This is a genomic window from Roseomonas aeriglobus (assembly GCA_016937575.1).
Lineage (GTDB): Bacteria > Pseudomonadota > Alphaproteobacteria > Sphingomonadales > Sphingomonadaceae > Sphingomonas > Sphingomonas aerigloba.
The window spans coordinates 3,511,514-3,532,669 of sequence record JAFHKN010000002.1 but is presented as its reverse complement, the minus strand read 5'-3'; the positions used below and the strand labels follow the sequence as shown (position 1 = coordinate 3,532,669).

Below are 21,156 nucleotides of genomic sequence, written 5' to 3'. Positions count from 1 at the left end.
GCCCCAAATCCCCTATCGCCCTCCCATGCTCCGCATTCTCGTCGACGCCGACGCCTGTCCGGTGAAGGAAGAAATCTACCGCGTCGCGTGGCGCACCGACGTCCCCGTCGCGATCGTCAGCAACAGCCGCATGCGGGTGCCCGATCATCCTCTGGTCAAGCAGGTCACCGTGTCGGACGGCTTCGACGCGGCCGACGACTGGATTGCCGAGAACAGCGACGGCCAGGCGATCGTCGTCACCGCCGACATCCTTCTCGCCGATCGCTGCATCAAGGCGGGCGCGACCGTGATCGCGCCCAACGGCAAGCCGTTTACCGCCAGCTCGATCGGCGCGGCGGTCGCGACGCGAGCGATCATGGCGGATCTGCGTGCCGGCGCGATGGGCGACCCGATCGGCGGGCCGAAGCCGTTTTCGAAGGAGGATCGCTCGCGTTTTCTCTCCGCGCTCGACGCCGCTATCGTACGCTTGCGCCGCGCGTGAAGCGATCGGCGGTCTTGCGCGTTCGCTGCGACACATGACCGCCGACCCCACCCCGATCCCTGCCGCGACGGTCGTGATCTTTCGCGACCGTGCGGGTGCGCCGCCCGACCTTTTGATGGTCGAGCGTTCGGCAACGATGGCCTTTGCCGGTGGAGCGATGGTGTTCCCCGGCGGACGCATCGATTCCGGTGACCAGGCGCTGGCGGCAGAGCTGGGTCTCGATGACGAGGACGGCCCCGGACGGATCGCCGCCGTACGCGAATCGATCGAGGAGGCAGGTGTCGCTCCCGGTGTGACGCCGGGTGACGCCGCGACGATCATGCGATTGCGCGCGCTGCTCCACGGCGGCACGACGATAGGGGCGGCGCTCGAAGCGGTCGGCGCGACGCTCGATCCAGAAGCGCTCGTTCCATTTTCGCGCTGGCTACCCCTTGGCATGCGCGCGCGGATCTTCGACACGCTCTTCTACCTCGCGCGGATGCCCGACGGCGCACCGGAGCCGATCGTCGATGCGACCGAAAACAGTCGCCTGGTCTGGACCACTGCCGCCGCCATGCTGGCGGAGGCCGATGCGGGGCGCGCCCAGATCATCTTTCCCACCCGGCGCAATCTCGAACGCCTTGCGCTGTTCGACGATTATGCCGCGGCGGTCGCCCACGCCCGCGCGCACGACATTCGCGCGATCACACCGTGGTTCGAGGATCGCGGCGGCGTGCGGCACCTCTGCATTCCCGACGACCAGGGCTATCCGGTCACGGCCGAACCCGCCGATACGGTGCGCCGCGCGTGAAGGGCGTGCGCCAGTTCCTGATCGCGATGACGGTCGCCGCGGTGATTCTCGCGGGCGTGTTCGCCATTTACGCCCTGGTGAAGTCCCGCCCGCAGGACCTGCCGTGGACGCCGCTCGACCTTGCCGAAAAACCGGGGATGTTCACCGGCCGCAAGCTCGCCGCGCTGGGCGATGACTTCGCGCAGTGCCGCGCACTGATGGACAAGGCAGGCGTGCGCTACACCGTGCTCGATCCGGTGCAACCGGCGCAGGCGGCCTGCGGGTATGACAATGGCGTGCGACCGACCGGCGGGGCGGCGGCCCTAAGCTATGCGCCGGCCGGGCTCGGCATGGCATGCCCGGTGGCCGCCGCCATGGCGATGCTCGAATGGAACGTCATCCAGCCCGCGGCCGAGACGCATTTCGGATCACCGGTTCGGACGATCGAGCATTTCGGAAGCTATAATTGCCGGCGGCTCTATGGGCGCAGCTCCGGTGATTACAGCCAGCACGCAACGGCGAATGCGATCGATATCGCGGGCTTCGTGCTGCGCGACGGGACGCGGGTCACGGTCGTCGGGGATTGGGACGGGTCAGGGCCGAAGGGCGCGCAGAAGGCGGCGTTCCTGCGCGAGGTGCGCGATGGCGCGTGCAAGCTGTTCGCGACCACGCTGTCGCCGGACTACAATGCGGCGCACCGGGATCATTTCCACCTGGACCAGGCGGATCGCGGAGCGATGGGGTGGCGGGCGTGCCGGTAGCGCGCTGAAAGGCACGCCCGCCAGCCCGGCCGGCGCCGCTACAGCGGCGACCGACGTCACGGGATTTACTCCCGTGACGCTACCCTTCGCTTAAAAGGTTATGGTGCCGCCGCGGCAAAGCCGCGTCGTCGGACGGGCTTAAGCCCGCCGGCCGGCGGTAGGTCCGAGGCGTGAATTAGCGTTCGCTAATTCACTGACCAACCACCTGCTCGATCACTCCGAAGATCGGGTGATGCCTGTCATCCTCCGCCCATATCCGCACCGTATCGCCCGCCTTCAGGAACGGCGTCTCCGGCTTGCCGCGCAGGATCGTCTCGACCGTGCGGACTTCGGCCAAGCAGGAATAGCCCACACCCCCGTCCGCGATCGGCTTGCCCGGCCCGCCGTCGGCGTCGCGGTTGCTGACGGTGCCCGATCCGATGATCGTCCCCGCCCCCAGCTTTCGCGTCTTCGCCGCATGCGCGACCAGCGTGCCGAAATCGAAGGTCATGTCGACGCCCGCGTCCGCGCGACCGAACGGCTTGCCGTTCAGGTCGACCATCAGCTTGCGGTGGAGCTTGCCGTCGCGCCACCAGTCGCCGAGCGCATCCGGTGTCACGAAGACGGGCGAGAAGGCGCTCGCCGGCTTCGACTGGAAGAAGCCGAAGCCCTTGGCCAGTTCGCCGGGGATCAGGTTGCGCAAGCTCACATCGTTGGTCAGCCCGACGAGCAGGATCGCCTCGAGCGCCTCTTCGCGGGTGGCGCCGAGCGGCACGTCGCCGGTCACCACGACCACTTCGGCCTCCAGGTCGCAGCCCCAGCTCTCGTCCGCCAGCGGAATCGGGTCGCGCGGCCCGAGAAAGCCATCGGAGCCGCCCTGATACATCAGCGGATCGTGCCAGAACGTCTCCGGCATTTCCGCCGATCGCGCCTGCCGCACCAGCGCGACATGGTTCACATACGCCGACCCGTCCGCCCATTGATACGCGCGCGGCAACGGCGACGCGGCGTCATGTTCGTGGAACCGGATACGCGGGATGACTTCGTGGTCGAGATCGGTCTGCAGGTTCTTCAGATCCGGCAGCAGCTGGTCCCAATTGTCGAGCGCGGCCTGCAGGGTGGGCGCAATATGGGTCGCGTCCGCGCACCAGGCGAGATCGTTCGACACAACCACCAGCCGGCCGTCCCGGCCGTGCTTCAGGCTCGCAACCTTCATGCATCATCTCCTTGCTTCGGACGTTTCATGCCCGTGCAAGGGAGCGGTGTCGATGACGATGTTGACAGATGTGCGTGACTGATTGACCAGCCGGGACATGGGCCTGCGCTTCCTCGATCATGGCGGAGAAATGGGACGGCGGATCCGCGACCGCGACTGGTCGTCGACGCCGCTCGGCCCGATCGAGGCGTGGCCGGCGACGCTGCGCACCATGTTGGGCGTCGGCCTGTCGTCGAACCACCCGACCTGCGTCTATTGGGGGCCGGAGATGCGGCTGCTCTACAACGACGCGTGGTCGGTCATTCCCGGCGAGCGTCACCCGGGGTGCCTGGGCGAACCGGCCGCCGATGTGTGGCAGGATATCTGGGACATCGTCGGCCCCCAGTTTCATCAGGTGATCGCGACCGGCGAGAGCATCGCCGCCTATGACCAGCCACTGACGTTCCTGCGCAACGGCGAACCCGTGCAGACGTGGTTCACCTACAGCCTGTCGCCGATCCGCGACGAACACGGCGATATCGTCGGCATCTTCAACCAGGGCAACGAGACGACCCGGCTGGTTCTTGCCGAGCGAGAAAGCGCGCGCGAGCTGGGCCGCCTGCGCGAACTGTTCCACCAGGCGCCGAGCGCCGTCGCGCTGCTCCACGGCCCCGACTTCGTGTTCGATTTCGCCAACGAAGCCTATGGCGCGTTGGTCGGCAACCGCGACATCATCGGCAAACCGCTGATCGAGGCGTTGCCCGAGGTCGTCGACACCGGCGTCGACACGCTGCTGCGGCAGGTGTGGAACACCGGCGAGCCCTATCGCGCGGATGCGGCCCCGGTGCCGATCTTCGCGACGGAAGGGGGGTTGGGCGAAATCCGCCAGCTCGACGTCGTGTACCAGCCGATCCGCGGGGTCGACGGCAAGGTCACCGACATCTTCGTCCAGGCAAACGACGTCACCGACCGTGCCCGTGCCGAGGAAGCGCTGCGCAAGAGCGAGGAGCGGCTGCAACTGGCGCTCAGCTCGTCGCTCAGCATCGGGACCTGGGACTGGGACGTCGCGAATAACCGGGTGACCGCCGACGATCGATTCGCCCGTTTGTACGGCGTCGATCCGGCCATGGCGGCGGCCGGCGCGCCGATCGACGACTTCTTCGGCGGCATCCATCCCGACGACGTGCCGCGGGTTCAGTCTGCGATCGACGCGACGCTGACGACCGGCGCCCCGTTCATCGAGGAATATCGCCTGGTCCGCACCGGTGGCCGGACGCTGTGGGTCGTGGCCCAGGGACGCGCGCAGTTCGATTCCGAAGGGCGTGCGATCCGCTTTCCGGGGGTCAGTTTCGACATCACCACGCGGCGCAATGCCGAAGAAGCCGCGCGCGACGCCGCCCGCGAACTGCGCGTGGCAACCGAGGCGCAGGATTTCCTGTACCGGTTGAACGACCAGATGCGCCGGCTGGGGCTGGCCGACGAGATCAAGCGGATCGCGGCCGCCGCGCTCGGCCGGCGGCTGGGCGCGGACCGGGTGGGCTTCGTCCGGATCGATGGCGAAAGCGTGCATTTCGACACCTGCTGGACCAGCGAGGCGATGCCGCCGCTGACGGGGACGTTGCCACTCGACCGGCTGGGGACCAAAGCGCTTGCGACGTATCGCAAGGGCGAAACGCGCGTGATCGTCGATCATGTCGCGGAGGGGCGCGAACTGCACGACGACGAACGGATGCACGTCGTCGCCGGCGCGGGCGTCGGCGTGCCGCTGCTCCGTTACGGCCGCTGGGTCGCCGGACTCTACGTCAATCAGGACCGCCCGCGGCGCTGGAGCGCGGACGAGGTCTCGCTGATCGAAGCGGTGGCAGAAGCGGCGTGGGATGCGGTCGACCGCGCCAATGCGGTGACGGCGCTCGCCGAAAGCGAAGCGAAGTTCCGTGCCATCGCCAATTCGATCGACCAGATGGTCTGGTCGACCCGCGCCGACGGCTTCCACGATTATTTCAACGAACGCTGGTACGATTTCACCGGCGTGCCGCATGGGTCGACCGATGGCGAGGCTTGGGCGGGCATCTTCCACCCCGACGACCAGGACCGGGCGTGGGCGACGTGGAACCATAGCCTGACGACCGGCGAACCGTATCGCATCGAATATCGCCTGCGCCACCGCACCGGCGCCTATCGCTGGGTCCTGGGCAGCGCGCTGCCGGTGCGCGACGCGGCCGGGGCGATCGTCCGCTGGTTCGGCACCTGCACGGACATTCAGGAAATCGTCGAGGCGCGCGAGGTGCTCGCCCGCTCGCGTGCGGACCTGGAGACGGCGGTCGTCGAACGGACCGAACAGCTGATGGCGGCGGAAGCGCAGCTGCGCCAGGCGCAGAAGATGGAAGCCGTCGGTCAGTTGACTGGCGGGATCGCACACGATTTCAACAACATGCTCGCGGTCGTCATCGGTGCGCTCGATCTGCTCGAACGCCGCGTGGCGCAGGGGCGGACCGACGTCGGCCGCTATGTCGAGGCCGCGCGCGACGGCGCCACGCGCGCCGCGGCGCTGACCCAGCGGCTGCTCAGCTTCTCGCGTCAGACCGCGCTCGACCCGGTGCCGACCGACCTCGGGCTGCTGATCGACGGCATGACAGAATTGCTCGACCGGACGCTGGGCGAGGGTATTCATGTCGAAACCAAGCTGGCGCTCGATACCTGGGCGGCACGTACCGATCGCAGCCAGCTCGAAAACGCGCTGGTCAACCTGGCGGTCAATGCGCGCGATGCCATGCCGCGGGGCGGGCGTCTGACGATCGCGACCGGCAACAGGCCGATCAATTCGGCCGAAGCCGCGACGAAGGGCATGATGCCCGGGGATTATGTCATGATCGCGGTGTCCGACACGGGTACCGGCATGGACGCCGAAACCGCGGCGCGTGCATTCGATCCGTTCTTCACAACCAAGTCCGTCGGCAAGGGAACCGGCCTGGGGCTCAGCCAGGTCTTCGGTTTCGTCCGCCAGTCGGGCGGTCACATCACGCTCGACACCGCGCCGGGCGAGGGCACGTGCATCACCATCCTGCTGCCGCGCGATGCAAGCGGCCGTGTGCCGACCGCCCCGGCACCAACCAACCCGGATGCGCCGAAAGCAAGACGCGGTGAAAAGGTGTTGCTGGTCGAGGACGAGGACCGCGTCCGCAACTTCTCCATCGAAGCGCTCGAGGAGCTCGGCTACAGCGTTACCGCGGCATGCGACGGCCCAAGCGCGCTTGCGCTGATACATGGGGGACTGGTCCCCGATCTGTTGTTCACCGATATGGTGATGCCGGAAATGACCGGCCGCGAACTGGCAGCCGCCGTGCGCGAGCGACACCCCGACCTGCGCGTACTGTTCACCAGCGGCTACACGCGCGAAGAAGGAGAAGCGCTGGACCCGTACGTCTTGCGCAAGCCGTTCGACGTGCTGACGCTCGCGCTTCGGATACGCCAGACGCTCGACGCGGGCGCCCGCCTGGGCTAGGGGCGCCCCGGTTTTCACGAACATCGGGGTATGGGATTTGGCCAACGTCGCGGTGATCGGCGCCCAATGGGGCGACGAGGGCAAGGGCAAGATCGTCGACTGGCTGGCGGAACGCGCCGACATGGTCGTCCGCTTCCAGGGCGGCCACAACGCCGGCCATACGCTGGTGGTCGGGGAAAACGTCTACAAGCTGTCGCTGCTGCCCTCGGGCATCGTCCGCGGCACGCCCAGCGTCATCGGCAACGGCGTGGTGCTCGATCCCTGGCATCTGCGTGACGAGATTGCGAAACTGACCGGACAGGGTGTCGCGATTTCGCCCGACACGCTGATCATCGCCGACACCTGCCCGCTGATCCTGCCATTCCATCGCGATCTCGACGCGTTGCGTGAGGATGCGAGCGGCGCGGGCAAGATCGGCACGACCCGCCGCGGAATCGGTCCGGCTTATGAGGACAAGGTCGGCCGACGCGCGATCCGCGTGTGCGACCTGGCGCACCTCGATGCGCTGGGGCCGCAGCTCGACCGCCTGACCGCGCACCATGACGCGCTTCGCGCCGGCTTCGGCCAGCCGCCGATCGACCGCGAGCGGCTGCTCGGTGAATTGCGCGAGATCGCCGACTTCGTGCTGCCCTACGCCAAGCCGGCCTGGAAGCTGCTGGCAGAGGCCAAGGCCAAGGGCCGCCGGATGCTGTTCGAGGGCGCGCAGGGCGTGCTGCTCGACATCGATCACGGCACGTACCCCTTCGTCACCTCGTCGAACACCGTCGCGGGCACCGCGGCGGCGGGATCGGGCCTGGGCCCGAGCGCGGTCGGCTTCGTGCTGGGGATCGCCAAGGCCTATACCACCCGCGTCGGATCGGGCCCCTTTCCGACCGAGCTGGAGGACGAAACCGGGGAGCGGCTGGGCGTACGTGGTCATGAATTCGGCACCGTCACGGGCCGGAAGCGCCGCTGCGGCTGGTTCGACGCGGTGCTGGTCCGCCAGTCGGTCGCGGTGTCGGGCGTGACCGGTATCGCGCTGACCAAGCTCGATGTGCTCGACGGGTTCGATGAAGTGCGGATCTGCACTGGCTACAGGCTTGGCGACCAGATGCTCGACCATTTCCCGGCGCATGCCGCCGATCAGGCACAGGTCGAACCGGTCTGGGAAACCATGCCCGGCTGGTCCGAGACGACCGCGGGTGCGCGCAGCTGGGCCGATCTGCCGGCGCAGGCGATCAAATATATCCGCCGGGTCGAGGAATTGATCCAGTGCCCGGTGGCGCTGGTATCGACCAGCCCGGAGCGCGAGGACACGATCCTGGTCCGCGATCCGTTCGCGGACTGAAGAGCACGCCTCCGTCGCCACCCCGCAACGGTGGGAACTGGCCGCCGAAAGACGCCCGCCGCGCCGACCCGAGGGTCGACGCGGCGGTTTTCGTTTCAGCACGTCAGCGCTTAGCGCGGACGCTTCTTGTCCTTCTTCGGCTTCTCGCCGTCAGTCGGGGTCATCGCCGGATCGTCGGTGGTCGTCGGCGTGCTGGTTGTTGTCGTCGTCGTATCCGTGGTGGTGGTCGTCATCGGATCCGCCGGCGTGGCCGGAGTCGCAGGATCGGCCGGGGTCGCCGGGGACATCGTCGGATCAGCCGGCGTTGCCGGGTTGGCTGGCGTCGCCGGCGTGGCCGGTACCGTCTGCGTCGTGCCCGGCATCGGGGTCGTCTGCGGCGTCGTGGTCTGCGCAAGGGCAGCCGTCGACGCGCCGGCGGCCAAAAGGCCGGCAAGCAGTAGCTTCGTCATGATCGTCTCTCCTAGAAATTCCGTAGCGTATCAACGCGCCACGAAGCGAAAGGAGAGTCCGCCTATCCCTGTTCAGCCACGTCCTACCCGCATTGTGCGCGGTGAAGCAGCTTCTGGTCGGCCAGAACCAGCGCCATCATCGCTTCCACGACGGGGACGCCGCGGATGCCGACACAGGGATCGTGCCGGCCTTTCGTCGCGATTTCCGTCGCTTCGCCGGTGTTGCTGATAGTCGGCACCGGGGTCAGGATGGAGCTCGTCGGCTTGAACGCGACCCGCAGCCGCACTGGCTGGCCGGTCGAGATACCACCCGCGATGCCACCGGCGTGGTTGGCGAGAAACGCCGGCGCACCGTCCGCGCCCGGCCGCATCGGATCGGCGTTCGCCTCGCCCGACAGCGCCGCGGCGGCAAACCCGTCGCCGATTTCCACGCCCTTCACCGCATTGATCGACATGGCGGCGGCGGCGAGTTCCGAATCGAGCTTGGCGTAGAGCGGCGCGCCCCAGCCGGCGGGTACGCCGATGGCTTCGCAGGCGACGACCGCGCCGAGCGACGATCCGGCCTTGCGCGCGCCATCGACCAGCGCCTCCCACCGCGTCGCGGCTGCGGCGTCGGCGGCAAAGAAGGGATTTTCGCTGATCTGGCTCGCGTCGAAACCGGTCGCCACATCGCCGCCGATCGCCTCGACCCAGCCGGTAATCGTCACTTCGGGGATGACGAGCCGCGCGACCGCGCCCGCCGCGACCCGCGCCGCGGTCTCACGTGCCGACGACCGCCCGCCGCCACGGTGATCGCGGAAGCCGTATTTCGCGTCATACGCATAGTCGGCGTGACCCGGGCGATAGGCGAGCGCGACGTTCGAATAGTCCTTCGATCGCTGGTCGACGTTTTCGATCATCAGGCTGATCGGGGTGCCGGTGGTGCGGCCCTCGAACACGCCCGACAGGATGCGAACTTCGTCGGGCTCGCGGCGTTGCGTCGTGAAGCGGCTGGTGCCCGGGCGGCGCTTGTCGAGCCAGGGCTGGATGTCGGCCTCACTCAGGGCAATCCCCGGCGGACAACCGTCGATGACGACGCCCAATGCCGGCCCGTGGCTCTCGCCCCAGGTCGTAAAGCGGAACACGCGGCCGAAGGTGTTGTAGCTCACGCGTGTCCCCCCAAGCTTGCAAAGGCCATCGCATGGGCGGCGCCCCCGCGCACCCCGCACGGCATCTTCCCGTCCTGTAGCGGCAGGGCCAGGAAATAGTCGCCGGCATACGGGCTGTCGAAGCCCTTCGCCCAATCGGCCGAAAAGCCATGGCGGCCGTAGAAATCAGGCTCGCCCAGCACGAAACACAGCACGACGCCCGCTGCCTTCAGGTCGCGCAGGCCGGTGCGGACCAGCAGATCGGCGATGCCGCGCCCGCGATGCGCCGCGGCAGTCGCGATCGGCGCCAGCGCGACGGCAGGGACGGGCTTGCCCTCGACCTCGACCGTCATGCGGCTGAACGCGATCATGCCCGCGAGCGCGCCGGTATCCTCGTCGTCCGCGACAAGCGTCAGCACCATGTCGCCGTCGATGCACAGCCGGCGGACCAGCATCGCTTCGGCCGGTTCTGGGAATGCCGCGGCGAGCAACGCCTCGATCGCCGCGACGTCCCCACCGGTCGCGGCGCGGATGGCGTAGCTCACGCCAGAGCGATGTCCGGCGCGTCCTCCGCCTTCATGCCGATCACGTTGTAGCCGGCATCGACGTGGTGAATTTCACCGGTCACCCCCGACGACAGGTCGCTGAGCATATAGAGCCCCGCGCCGCCGACGTCCTCGATCGTGACCGTGCGACGCATCGGGGCGTTCAGCTCGTTCCATTTCAGGATGTAGTTGAAATCGCCGATCCCGCGCGCGGCGAGCGTCTGGATCGGGCCGGCCGAGATCGCGTTCACGCGGATGTTGTCGCGGCCCAAGTCGACCGCGAGATACTTGACGCTCGTCTCCAGCGCGGCCTTGGCGACGCCCATGACGTTATAGTGCGGGATGACCTTTTCGGCGCCGTAATAGGTCAGCGTGAGGATCGAGCCGCCGTTCGGCATCATCTCGCGCGCGCGCTTCGCCACCGCGACCAGCGAATAGGCCGAGATGTTCATCGTCATCAGGAAATTGTCGAGCGTGGTGTCGTAATAGCGCCCGCGCAGCTGCGACTTGTCGGAAAAGACGATCGCGTGGACGACGAAGTCGATCGTCGGCCATTCCGCCTTCAGCGCGTCGAACGTCGCGTCGAGCGCGTCCATGTCTGACACGTCGCAATCGAACAGGCGGGCGACACCCAGCTGTTCGGCGAGCGGACGTACGCGCTTTTCCATCGCCGCGCCCTGGTAGCTGAACGCGAGTTCGGCGCCCGCATCGCTCAATTGTTTGGCGATGCCCCACGCGAGCGACTTGTCGTTGGCCAGGCCCATGATCAGCCCGCGCTTGCCCTGCATCAATCCCGTCACCCCGCCGACCCTTCCGCTGCAGCCATCGTTTCGGGGGCGTCTACCGCAGGTGCGGGCGGTTCCGCCAGTGCTGCGTTCAGGTGGGCGCCGAACACGATGCCCAGGCCGATCAGGAAGAAGAACAGCAGCATGACGACGACGCCGGCCAGGCTGCCATAGGTCAGGTCATATCCGCCGAGCAGCCCCAGGATCTTGGGCAGCAAAGCGGTCATCGACACCCACCAACCGGCGGTGAACAGCGCACCGGGCCATTTGGGACAATTCGAGTAGCGATATTTCGCCGGCGTGACCGAATAGAACAGCATGTAGAGCGCGCCGAACATCACGAGACCCGGGATCGCGCGGCTAAGCCCGATCCACCCCGCGACACCTTTGGCAAACGGCAGCAGCTGGTAGATGAACTGTTCGGCCGCTGTCAGCACGCCCTGGATCAGGAAGGCGACCAGCGCGAGCACGACCGAACAGACGATGACCACGACCGACCCCAGCCGGTATTTCCAGAAGGGGTTGGCAAAGACGGTACCATAGGCGCGGCGGAAGATGTCGCGGATCGTCTCGATGAAGCTGCCGACCGTCCACAGGCCCACCAGCCCGCCGAGAAGCAGCAGATTGCCGGTCCGCGCGCTCAGCACGTCGGCGATCGGCTTGCGCAGGATGTCGGCGACGTCGGGGGGCAGCACGTGAAGGAACGAGCCGACGGTCTGCTGCGCCTCTTCGCTCTGACCGAATATCGATGCGATCGCGGTCGTCACGATGAAGAACGGAAACACCGTCATCAACGACAGATAGGCGAGGTTTCCGGCGTGAATGAAGCCGTCGTTATAGACGCCGATCAGCACGCGCTTCAGGATTTCCCAGGCACGGCTGCCGGGGCCGAGCTTCTTCCATTCCTTCTGCATCCGGGCACGGGCGCGTCCGCCGTGCCGCGCGCGCGCTTCGGGCGTCTGGGGGGCGATTACATCGGTCATCCAGGAGCGTCAGACGCCCAGGCGCGCCCTCGGGTTCCCCGCATCCCGGCCCGACCAACCCTCGACGAACGCGATCAGCTCGGCATCATTGGCAGGAATCTCGACCATCAGCGTCACCAGCTGGTCGCCCCGCTCGCCGCCCTTCTTGTGGAAACCGCGGCCTTTCAGTCGCAGCGTCTTGCCCGACGACGCGCCCTTGGGTACGGTCAGCATCACATTGCCCTCGACCGTCGGCACCGGCACCTTGCCGCCCAGCACCGCCTCGGCCAGGCTGACCGGCAGGTCGAGCCGGACGTCGTCGCCGTCGCGGGTGAAGAACCGGTGTTGGCCGACCTCGATCGTCACGATCGCGTCGCCATTGCCGCCAGGGCCCGGATCGCCCTTGCCCGACAGGCGCATCTGGGTGCCGCTCTCGACCCCGGCGGGCAGCTTCAGGTCGATCGTCTTGCCGTCGCGCAGCGTGATTCGCTGGGTGGCAAGGGCGGCGGCATCCTCGAAGCTGACGGTCAGGCGATAGGGGACGTTGGCGCCCTTGGGCTGCGGGCGACGCCCGAACCCGCCCTGGAACCCGCCCCCGGCACCACCGCGGGCGCCGCCGAAGATGCTTTCGAAGATGTCGGAAAAGTCGCCGGTATCCCCGCCCCCGAAGTCGGCGGAGAAGCCCCCGCCGCCCGGACGCGCGCCGGCACCGGGGCGCGGGCCGTAGCCGAAGGGCGCAGTCGGGTTGCCGTCGCCATCGATCTCGCCGCGATCGAACCGGGCGCGCTTGTCCTTGTCGGTCAGCAGGTCATACGCCTGCGTCACCTGGCTGAAGCGTTCGGACGCCTTGGGATTGTCCTTGTTCCGGTCGGGATGCAGCTCCTTGGCGAGCTTGCGATACGCCTTCTTGATCTCGTCTTCGCTCGCGCCGCGGGCGACGCCCAAGGTCTGGTAAGGATCGGCCACACGATATCCCTGTGTCGGTAGGTTCGGTCTATTTAAGGAAGAACAGACGAAGAAGAAGTGATTTTCGGTGTGCCCTTCGGGCACAAGGCGCAAAGGCGCCAAGACGGCTTGCCCGACGCCCGCGATCGGATGACCTGCGAACGCCAGAGACAAGGGCTGCTGCGCAGCCAAGGGTCGGACACCTTCGCGCCTTCGCGCCTTCGCGCCTTGCGCGCCACAGGGGCGCCCAAACACTCTTCCTTCTTGATCTACCGCGCCCGCGCCGCCGTCGCCGCGATCGCGTCGGCGATGTCGTCGATCAGCGGCAGGGGCAGGTCGTGGCCCATGCCGGGCAGGATGACGAGTTCCGCGCCCGGAATCGCCGCTGCGGTGTCGCGTCCCCCTTCGACCGGTACCAGCGGGTCGGCGTCGCCGTGGATGACGGTCGTCGGCGCGGTGATCCGGCGCAGGCGCTCGCGACGGTCGCCGTCGGCCAGGACCGCGGCCATCTGGCGCATCGCGCCGGCGGGGGAAAAGCTGCGGTCGAAATCGCGCTCGACGCGCGCGCGCAGGCGATCGAGGTCGTAGGGATAGGCGGGGCTGCCGATCACCTGCGCCGTCTTCATCCCGTGCGCGACGATCGATTCGCGATCGCCGGTCATCGGCCGGCCGGTCAGGACCGCCAGCGCCTCGGGCCTGGAGGGCGGCAGCGACGGGTTGCCGGTTGTCGACATGATCGACGTGAGCGACCGCACCCGGTCCGGGTGGTCGGCTGCGATGAGCTGCGCGATCATGCCCCCCATCGATGCGCCGACGATATGCGCGCTGGGGATCGCGAGGGCATCGAGCAGCCCGACCGCGTCGGCGGCCATGTCGCCGAGCGTGTAGGGCGGCGCAAACACCCGGCCGGTCATCATCGCCGCCATCAGTTGGGCGAAGTCGGGCAGACCGGCGCGATCGAACTTGGTCGACAGCCCGATATCGCGGTTGTCGAAGCGGATGACGCGAAATCCGCGCGCGGTGAGCGCTGCGACCAGCTCGACGGGCCACAGCGTCAGTTGCGCCCCGAGCCCCATGATGAGCAGCAGCGGCGGGGCCGCGGGATCGCCGTCGTCTTCATATTCGAGGGTGATGCCGTTGGCAGTGATGGCGGTCATGGTCGTGCTCCCCGGCAGCGGAACGCGACCGTCGGACCATCGGTATTGGACTTATACCGCCGCGCCTAGGGTCTGTACTCGATCAGGACCGGCACAAGCGTACGGCGCCCTTCCCGCGCCGTACGCTCGCAGCGTCAGAACGCGCCCGGCACCTCGCGCTGCGCGGTGTTCGGGCGATCGGGCGTCAGCAGCTCGAAGCTGCCGACCGGCCGGCTGCGCGCAACGGCGCTGGTCTGCGCGGTTGCGGTGATCGGCGTACAGCTGCGCCCACCGAGGAAATTGAGCGCCGCCGCGATCGAGCTTTCGCGGGCATCCCCCAGCGGATAGGTGAAGTCGTCGGTCGCCTGGCAGGTCCTGGGCACCACCGTCGCGAGCCCATCGAAATAGGCCGCCGAGCGATCCTTGTTCTGCGTCGCGAACGCGACCACGCGCAGCCGATCGTCGCAGCTGGCCCGGTCGAGCGCGATCTGGCCGACCGGCTTGCCATAGGTGTTGCTGCCGACAAGCGCGATGTTCGACCCCAGATACGGGATGAACGCGTTGATCAGCAACTCGCTGGCCGAGGCCGTTCCGCTCATGCCGATGAACGCGATCTTGGTCGGCGCGATCGACTGCGTCTGCGGCGCGAAATAGGCGACGCTATTCTGCGACGATTTTTCCGGTCGGAAGGTCGTATAGCTGAACACGTCGCTGGTCGACCGGTTGCCGCCGAGCAGGCGGCCGAACGTCTCCGCGACCGACACCAGCCCGCCGCCGTTGTACCGCAGATCGATGACGACTTCGGTCACGCCCGCCGCCTTCAGCGCGGCAAAGGCGGTGCGCAGCCCGTCGTTGGCGGTCGAGATGAAGGTGCGCAGGTTGATGTACCCGACCTTCTTCCCGTTATCGTCCAGGATCTTGTAGCCATAGCGGCTCGATACTGGAGTCAGCGCATAGTCCGCCTTGGCGATCGACACTTCGGAAACGGTGCCGGCAGGATTGCGGACGCGGAACAGGCGGGTCGTGCCGGGCGTGTTCGCCCCGAGCGCGGTCGTGACCCCGCCGGCTCCTTCCGACGCGATGATGTCGCTGACCGCCCGCAGATTGGCGCTGGTGGTGCCGATGGCGAGGATTTCGGTACCGCGATCGACACCCGCGTTCAGCGCCGGCGCGCCCTCGAACGCCTCGGCGACGAAGGTCCGGCGCGTCGTGCTGTTGTTCGACAGGCGGAAACCGAACCCGGCCGTCTCCCCCGACGCGTAATAGGCATTTTCCACCGCGATCGAGGTTACGTAGGTGAAATAGCGGTCGCGCCGCTGGCTGCGCGCGGTCGCCGTCAGTGCATCGATATAGGAATCGACGGTAGTATAGGGCGTCGGGTCCAGGGTGGTCGGCAGCGTCTCGTAGAACAGGTACCATTCGCGCAACTGCGCGGCGACCCAGTCCTGGCGTTCGCGCAGGGAACAGCCTGCGGTCGCTGTCGGCGTCGGTGACGGGCTGGCGGTCGGGCTTGGCGTCGGCGAAGGCGCAGGGCTGGAGGTGAAGCTCCCCGAGACGCTTCCGGTTCCGGTGCCGCCGCCGCCACACGCACCGAGCATAGCAAGAATGGAGGCCGCCGCCCCGATACGCCTGAGCTTCATGAAAATTCCTCTCTCGAAACAGGCGCTTAGCAGAAAAGATGATCTATGTCAGAGGAAATTTGAACCACGCTCTCAAGCATCTGGCAAGGCCCAATCGATCGTGCCGCGACCATGGGCGGCGAGGAAGGCATTGGCCTGCGAAAACGGCCGCGAGCCGAAGAATCCGCCGCGCGCCGACAGGGGCGAGGGATGGGCGCTGCGGATGACGCAGTGACGCGTCGTGTCGACGAACGCCGCCTTCTTCTGTGCGTGCGCGCCCCACAGCAGGAAGACGACCGGGTGCGGGCCGGCGTCGACCAGCCGGATGATCGCGTCGGTAAACTGCTCCCACCCGCGCCCGGCGTGCGAGGTCGGGCTGCCCATCCGCACGGTCAGCGTCGTGTTGAGCAGCAGCACCCCCTGTTCGGCCCAGTGGCGCAAATGGCCGTGGTCGGCGCGCGGGATGCCCAGATCGCTTTCCATTTCCTTGTAGATATTGACCAGACTCGGCGGCACGCGGACACCGGGACGGACCGAGAAGCCGAGGCCATGCGCCTGCCCCTGCCCATGATACGGGTCCTGCCCCAGGATCACGACGCGCACCTTGTCGCGCGGCGTGAGGTCGAGCGCGGCAAACCAGTCGGATTCCGGTGGAAAGACCGTCGCCCCCGCTGCCCGTTCGTCTGCGAGAAACCGCTGAAGCTCGGCCATGTAGGGCTGATCGAATTCGCGCTGCAGGGGTTCGCGCCAGCTGGGGTGAAGGCGGATGTCGGCCATGGGCGAGGGGTAGGCGATCGGGCGCGCGCATGGCAACAGAGCGGCGCCATGCACATGACCCACGATAGCAGCGCGCCCGCGGCCCCGCAGATCGGCTTCGACCAGTTCCTGGCCGTCGACATTCGAATCGGCACGATCGTCGAGGCGCGGCCCTTCCCGGAGGCGCGCAAGCCCGCCTACCGGCTGACGATCGATTTCGGCGCGACGATCGGCACCAAGACGTCGTCGGCACAGATCACCGAGCATTATTCGCTCGACGACCTGGTCGGGCGACAGGTCGCCGCCGTCGTCAACTTTCCGCCACGCCAGATCGGCCCGGTGATGAGTGAAGTGCTGACGCTCGGCTTTCCCGATGCCGATGGGAAGGTCGTGCTGGTCACCCCGACCGTGCCGGTGCCGAACGGTGGACGGCTATTCTGACCCGTTGATCCAGCTTGGATGGTTCGGCGGGCACGAATACGCCAGTCGTCGGTTGAGGATGTGAAAGGGGCTGCGATGATCCATGCCGACGATACCGCGGGCATCGACGCCCGCTCGCCCTTCGCGGTGCCGAAGGAAGGCTGGCTGGCGATCCTCAAGCGGACCTGGACCCGCACCGGCGACAACAATGTCGCGATCATCGCGGCCGGCGTGGCCTTCTATGCCTTCTCCGCGATCGTCCCGCTGCTTGCCTCGGTCGTGCTGAGCTACGGATTGTTCGCCGAAGGGGAGACGGTTCAGCGAAACATCACCGCGATCTTCAGCGTGCTTCCGCGCGAGGCGGCGTCGGTGGTGACGGACCAGCTGCTGACCGTCGTCGAATCGTCGAAGGGCAAGCAGGGCCTGGGCCTCGCGCTCGCGCTGGTCATCGCGCTATACGGCGCGACCAAGGGGGCGTCCGCCGTGATCGCGGGGCTGAACGTCGCCAACGACGTCCGCGAAACGCGCGGGTTGGTGCGTTTGAACCTGCTGTACTTCGGTGTCGTTCTGGGGGGTGTGACGCTGATCTTCCTTGCCATCCTGGCAACCGCGATGATCGGCTTTCTTGAAAGTCTGATCCCGGGCGCGCCGGAGGCGGTACTGATCCTCATCCGCCTGGGCGGCTATATCCTGCTCGCCGCCCTCGTCATGTCCGCGGCCGCACTGTTGTTCTACGTCGGGCCCGCCCAGCGGCAGCCGCACTTCGTATGGCTATCGCCCGGATCGATCGGGGCGACCGCGCTGTGGCTCGCCGGCACATCGGCCTTTGGCCTCTATGCCGCCAATTTCGGCAATTACGGCGCGACTTATGGATCGTTGTCGGCGGTGATCGTGCTGCTGACCTGGCTATGGCTCAGCGCCTATGTCTTCCTGCTCGGCGCCGAGTTGAACGCCGAGCTGGAACGGCAGGTCGCAGGCGAGGCTGCCGCCGGGACGCCCGCGATCCCGAGCCCCGCGCCGCCCCCGGTCGCGTCGTCGCGCAGGACGGGCGCCGCCGACGTCGCGGTCCTCGCGCTGGCCGCCATCATCGCCTGGCGCGGCGTCAGGCGGCGACCGCCGCGATGAAATAGTCGAGCGCGACATTGTCGCTGAGGTGAAAGCCCGCAGCTGGCGAGAACGACAGACCCCGCGTATCGACGACCCTCAGGCCCGCGCGCGACAGCAGCCCGCCCAGATCCTCGGGCGTCAGGAACTTCTCCCAATCGTGCGTTCCCTTGGGGATCTGCCCGATCCCCTCGGCGATGGTGATCATCGCCAGCTTCGACAGCGGCGTACGGTTGGGGGTCGAGAGCAGCAGCAGGCCGCCGGTCGCCAGATTGCCCGCAAGGGCCGACACGAAGGCGGCCGGATCGGGGACATGCTCGATCACTTCGAAGCTGACGATCAGGTCGAACGTCTCGCCCGCCACCGCGTCCGTCGTGCCGACGCGGTAGTCGATCGCAAGCCCGACCGCCGAGGCGTGCGCCCGCGCGGCGCCGATATTCTCGGGCGCCGCATCGACCGCAGTCACCTGGGCACCCAGCCGGGCGAGCGGTTCGCTCAGCAACCCCGCCCCGCACCCCATGTCGAGTGCGCGCTTGCCCTTTAGTGGCGTGAAGCTCGCGCTGTCGCCGTCCCAATGCGCGTCCACCCGCTCCCGCAGATAGGCCAGGCGCGGGGGGTTCAGCCGGTGGAGCATCGCCGAACTGCCCGCAGGATTCCACCAGTCGGCGGCCAACTTGCCGAAATGCGCGGCCTCGCGCGCGTCGATGCCGTCGGATATGGTCGCGGTTGTTACGGTTGCGTCGGTCATGCCGCACTCCTATCAGGCGCGCACTCTGGGGTCCAAGGGGCAGATCGGGCGTATAGCATGGCACGGATCGTGATGAAGTTCGGCGGCACGTCGATGGCGGGCATCGAACGCATCCGTTCGGTCGCCAACCGCGTGAAGCGCGAATGGGCTGCGGGCAACGAGGTCGCGGTGGTCGTCTCTGCCATGTCGGGTGAGACCGATCGACTGGTCGGTTTCTGCCGCGAAGCCTCGCCCCTGTACGACGCACGCGAATATGACGTGGTGGTCTCCAGCGGGGAGCAGGTCACCTCGGGCCTGCTCGCGATTGCGCTTCAGGCGATCGGCGTGCCCGCGCGCAGCTGGCTCGGCTGGCAGCTGCCGATCCGCACCTCCGACGGTCATGCCTCGGCCCGCATCGGCGAAATCGAGACGACGGGCGTGCTCGGCGCGATGGCCAACCGCGAGGTCGCGGTCATCCCCGGCTTCCAGGGCTTGGCGGCAGGCGAGCGGGTGACGACCCTCGGCCGCGGCGGCTCCGACACGTCCGCGGTCGCGATGGCGGCGGCGCTGAAGGCGGACCGTTGCGACATCTACACCGACGTCGACGGGGTCTATACGACCGATCCCCGCATCGTTCCGCGCGCGCGCAAGCTGAAGCGCGTCACGTACGAAGAAATGCTCGAGCTCGCCAGCGTCGGGGCCAAGGTGCTGCAGACGCGCTCGGTGGGCCTCGCGATGAAGGAAAACGTCCGCGTGCAGGTGCTGTCGTCGTTCGTCGACGACGACGCCCCCGCCGCCGACACGCTGCCGGGGACGATGATCGTCGGCGAAGAGGAAGTGGAAGCCATGGAACGCCAGCTCATCACCGGCATCGCCCACGACAAGAACGAGGCGAAGATCACGCTGACCTCGGTCCCCGACAAGCCGGGTGCGGTCGCCAGCGTCTTCGCACCGTTGGCCGATGCGAACATCAACGTCGACATGATCGTGCAGAATATCGCGCATTCGACCGGATCGACCGACGTGACCTTCACCGTGCCGTCGTCCGATCTGGCACGCAGCCTGGACGTGCTGGGCCGGGCGAAGGTCGACATCGGCTATGAGTCGCTGGTCCATGATACCCGCGTCGCCAAGATCTCCGTCGTCGGCGTCGGCATGCGCAGCCATGCGGGCGTCGCTTCCAAGATGTTCACGACGCTGGGCGAGCGCGGCATCAACATCCAGGCGATCACCACGTCGGAGATCAAGGTGTCGGTGCTGATTCACGAAGACGAGACCGAACTCGCCGTCCGCGTGCTGCACACGGCCTATGGTCTGGATGCCGAAGACCCCGCGGCCTGACGCAGCTGCCCTCCGAAAATGACCATTCCTCCCCGGCAAGGGGAGGTGGCAGGTCGAAGGCCTGACGCAGGGTGTCCCGGTGGGTTAGCTGCGGTCGACACCGCACGCGGCGACACCCCGCCACCATGTTTCGCATGGCCCTCCCCTTGTAGGGTAGGAATAGCGTGATCCTGGCCGCTGAGTGGCTGGTCAATCCGCGGCCACGGTTTCGACCAGCCAGTCGTGAAACAGCCGGACCGGCCGTGTCTGGAGTGCGCGCGGGCGGCAGACGAACCAGTAGCTGTAGTCGCTTTCGACGGTGATGCCGAACAGCTGGACCAGGCGGCTATCATGCGCCGCCTCGTAATGCGATTCGAGCATGAACGCGACGCCCAGCCCCTGCGCTGCCGCCTCCAGCATCAGCGAGCCAGAATCGAAATAATCGAACGCCAACGGCTCCAGCCCCGGAAAGCCGGCGGCCGCGCGCCATTCGCTGAAGGTTTCGGGCATGTCGCGGTGGAGCAGGACCGTCAGCCGGCTCAACTGTTCGGGATTGGTGACTGGGTTCGGTCCCTCGATCAGCGAGCGGTGGCCGATCACGTAGACGCGGTTGTGGTCGAGTCGGCGGGCATAGAGCATCGGATCGATTTCGCGCGCAATGACGATCGCAGCGTCCAGCCCGTCACCCAGCCGCGTGGTGCCATGCCCCCCGGTATCGACGTCCAGATGCAGCTCGGGATGCCGCCGCTTCAGCTCGCCCAGCCGCGGCAGCAGGCGCTGTGTGGCGAACAGCGGCAACACGCCCAGCCGCAGGCGTAACAGTTCGACACCGCTCGTCATCGCTTCGACCGCATCGGACATGGTGTCGAGCGCAGGCGCGATGCCCTGAAGCAGGCGTTCGCCGTCGGGATTGAGCTTGAGCGCCTGGTGCCGCCGCTCGAATAACGGTTTGCCGATGAACCGTTCCAGCGCCTGCACCCGACGGCTGAGCGCTGGCGACGACAACGCCAGCTCTTCGGCCGCGGCCTTGATCGAGCCCAGCCGCGCGACTTGGACGAACGCCTCGATCGCAGTGAGGGGCGGCAGCCTACGCATTGGGCGAATTGTGCATCGCAACAACTCCGTTTGTCAAAACTGCAATGCAACCGGTATCACAGTTGCAAAAATTGCAAGTCACTCGTTTTCTTTCGCACTTGCACAACGACCTGTTGCGGCGCACATAGGGCGGGCCTTTCAGGCATCCTCTC

20 protein-coding genes are annotated in these 21,156 nt (G+C 67.3%); 8 read left to right on the top strand and 12 right to left on the bottom strand.

Translation table 11 applies throughout. The features are described 5' to 3' along the window. The first annotated feature begins 25 nt into the window (after positions 1-25). Genes JW805_17315 through JW805_17305 form a run of 3 tightly spaced genes read left to right on the top strand, consistent with a single transcriptional unit; the run spans position 26 to position 2,011 of the window. Positions 26-481: a YaiI/YqxD family protein gene (locus JW805_17315; GenBank protein MBN2973770.1), complete on the top strand. Its 456-nt coding sequence runs from the start codon at positions 26-28 to the stop codon at positions 479-481. A 34-nt stretch (positions 482-515) separates the two neighbouring features. After that, complete coding sequence (locus tag JW805_17310) at positions 516-1,271, top strand: NUDIX domain-containing protein (GenBank protein MBN2973769.1); 756 nt, start codon at positions 516-518, stop codon at positions 1,269-1,271. Next, positions 1,268-2,011, top strand: a complete 744-nt coding sequence (locus tag JW805_17305) for an extensin family protein (protein ID MBN2973768.1) — start codon at positions 1,268-1,270, stop codon at positions 2,009-2,011. Before JW805_17310 ends, JW805_17305 begins: the two co-directional genes overlap by 4 nt. Before the next feature lie 190 nt (positions 2,012-2,201). On the opposite strand, the gene JW805_17300 is transcribed toward JW805_17305, so the two are convergent. Then, on the bottom strand, positions 2,202-3,206 hold the full coding sequence (locus JW805_17300) for a fumarylacetoacetate hydrolase family protein (protein MBN2973767.1): 1,005 nt from the start codon (positions 3,204-3,206) through the stop codon (positions 2,202-2,204). 97 nt (positions 3,207-3,303) lie between these two features. On the opposite strand from JW805_17300, the gene JW805_17295 reads away from it, so the two are divergent. Both JW805_17295 and JW805_17290 read left to right on the top strand, forming a co-directional pair. Continuing rightward, positions 3,304-6,687, top strand: a complete 3,384-nt coding sequence (locus tag JW805_17295) for a PAS domain-containing protein (GenBank protein MBN2973766.1) — start codon at positions 3,304-3,306, stop codon at positions 6,685-6,687. 37 nt (positions 6,688-6,724) lie between these two features. Beyond that, positions 6,725-8,014, top strand: a complete 1,290-nt coding sequence (locus JW805_17290) for an adenylosuccinate synthase (GenBank protein MBN2973765.1) — start codon at positions 6,725-6,727, stop codon at positions 8,012-8,014. Positions 8,015-8,124: 110 nt separating this feature from the next. Here JW805_17290 and JW805_17285 read toward each other — a convergent pair whose 3' ends face one another. The 9 genes from JW805_17285 to ung all read right to left on the bottom strand — a co-directional run bounded on the left by JW805_17285 (position 8,125) and on the right by ung (position 16,359). Beyond that, positions 8,125-8,463 carry a hypothetical protein gene (locus JW805_17285; GenBank protein ID MBN2973764.1) on the bottom strand — a complete coding sequence of 113 codons (339 nt, stop codon included), beginning with the start codon at positions 8,461-8,463 and terminating at the stop codon, positions 8,125-8,127. Between the two features lie 83 nt (positions 8,464-8,546). Then, a complete protein-coding gene (aroC, locus tag JW805_17280) occupies positions 8,547-9,611 on the bottom strand; it encodes a chorismate synthase (protein MBN2973763.1) in 1,065 nt (354 codons plus the stop codon). Beyond that, a complete protein-coding gene (locus tag JW805_17275; protein ID MBN2973762.1) occupies positions 9,608-10,135 on the bottom strand; it encodes a GNAT family N-acetyltransferase in 528 nt (175 codons plus the stop codon). The genes aroC and JW805_17275 overlap by 4 nt, the downstream gene beginning before the upstream one ends. After that, positions 10,132-10,923 (bottom strand): enoyl-ACP reductase FabI, encoded by a 792-nt coding sequence (gene fabI / locus JW805_17270; protein ID MBN2973761.1) that lies wholly within the window; start codon positions 10,921-10,923, stop codon positions 10,132-10,134. The genes JW805_17275 and fabI overlap by 4 nt, the downstream gene beginning before the upstream one ends. A gap of 8 nt (positions 10,924-10,931) precedes the next feature. Next, positions 10,932-11,903, bottom strand: a complete 972-nt coding sequence (locus JW805_17265) for a YihY/virulence factor BrkB family protein (protein ID MBN2973760.1) — start codon at positions 11,901-11,903, stop codon at positions 10,932-10,934. A gap of 9 nt (positions 11,904-11,912) precedes the next feature. Continuing rightward, positions 11,913-12,848, bottom strand: coding sequence for a DnaJ domain-containing protein (locus tag JW805_17260; GenBank protein ID MBN2973759.1), 936 nt, complete (start codon positions 12,846-12,848; stop codon positions 11,913-11,915). 248 nt (positions 12,849-13,096) lie between these two features. Then, positions 13,097-13,984, bottom strand: a complete 888-nt coding sequence (locus JW805_17255) for an alpha/beta fold hydrolase (protein MBN2973758.1) — start codon at positions 13,982-13,984, stop codon at positions 13,097-13,099. Positions 13,985-14,118: 134 nt separating this feature from the next. Beyond that, positions 14,119-15,603: a hypothetical protein gene (locus JW805_17250; GenBank protein MBN2973757.1), complete on the bottom strand. Its 1,485-nt coding sequence runs from the start codon at positions 15,601-15,603 to the stop codon at positions 14,119-14,121. 72 nt (positions 15,604-15,675) lie between these two features. After that, a complete protein-coding gene (gene ung, locus JW805_17245; GenBank protein ID MBN2973756.1) occupies positions 15,676-16,359 on the bottom strand; it encodes a uracil-DNA glycosylase in 684 nt (227 codons plus the stop codon). 48 nt (positions 16,360-16,407) lie between these two features. Between ung and JW805_17240 the strand changes: the two genes are divergently transcribed. Together JW805_17240 and JW805_17235 are read left to right on the top strand one after the other, a co-directional pair. Next, positions 16,408-16,779 (top strand): tRNA-binding protein, encoded by a 372-nt coding sequence (locus JW805_17240; protein MBN2973755.1) that lies wholly within the window; start codon positions 16,408-16,410, stop codon positions 16,777-16,779. Positions 16,780-16,854: 75 nt separating this feature from the next. Beyond that, entirely contained in the window at positions 16,855-17,883 is a 1,029-nt protein-coding gene (locus tag JW805_17235) for a YihY/virulence factor BrkB family protein (GenBank protein ID MBN2973754.1), read from the top strand. Here JW805_17235 and ubiG read toward each other — a convergent pair. Further along, complete coding sequence (gene ubiG / locus JW805_17230) at positions 17,861-18,610, bottom strand: bifunctional 2-polyprenyl-6-hydroxyphenol methylase/3-demethylubiquinol 3-O-methyltransferase UbiG (protein MBN2973753.1); 750 nt, start codon at positions 18,608-18,610, stop codon at positions 17,861-17,863. The genes JW805_17235 and ubiG overlap by 23 nt on opposite strands. A gap of 57 nt (positions 18,611-18,667) precedes the next feature. Here ubiG and JW805_17225 point away from each other — a divergent pair, with 57 nt between their 5' ends. Then, a complete protein-coding gene (locus JW805_17225; GenBank protein ID MBN2973752.1) occupies positions 18,668-19,930 on the top strand; it encodes an aspartate kinase in 1,263 nt (420 codons plus the stop codon). 189 nt (positions 19,931-20,119) lie between these two features. Here JW805_17225 and JW805_17220 read toward each other — a convergent pair whose 3' ends face one another. Then, a complete protein-coding gene (locus JW805_17220; GenBank protein MBN2973751.1) occupies positions 20,120-21,004 on the bottom strand; it encodes a LysR family transcriptional regulator in 885 nt (294 codons plus the stop codon). Positions 21,005-21,156 lie beyond the last annotated feature (152 nt).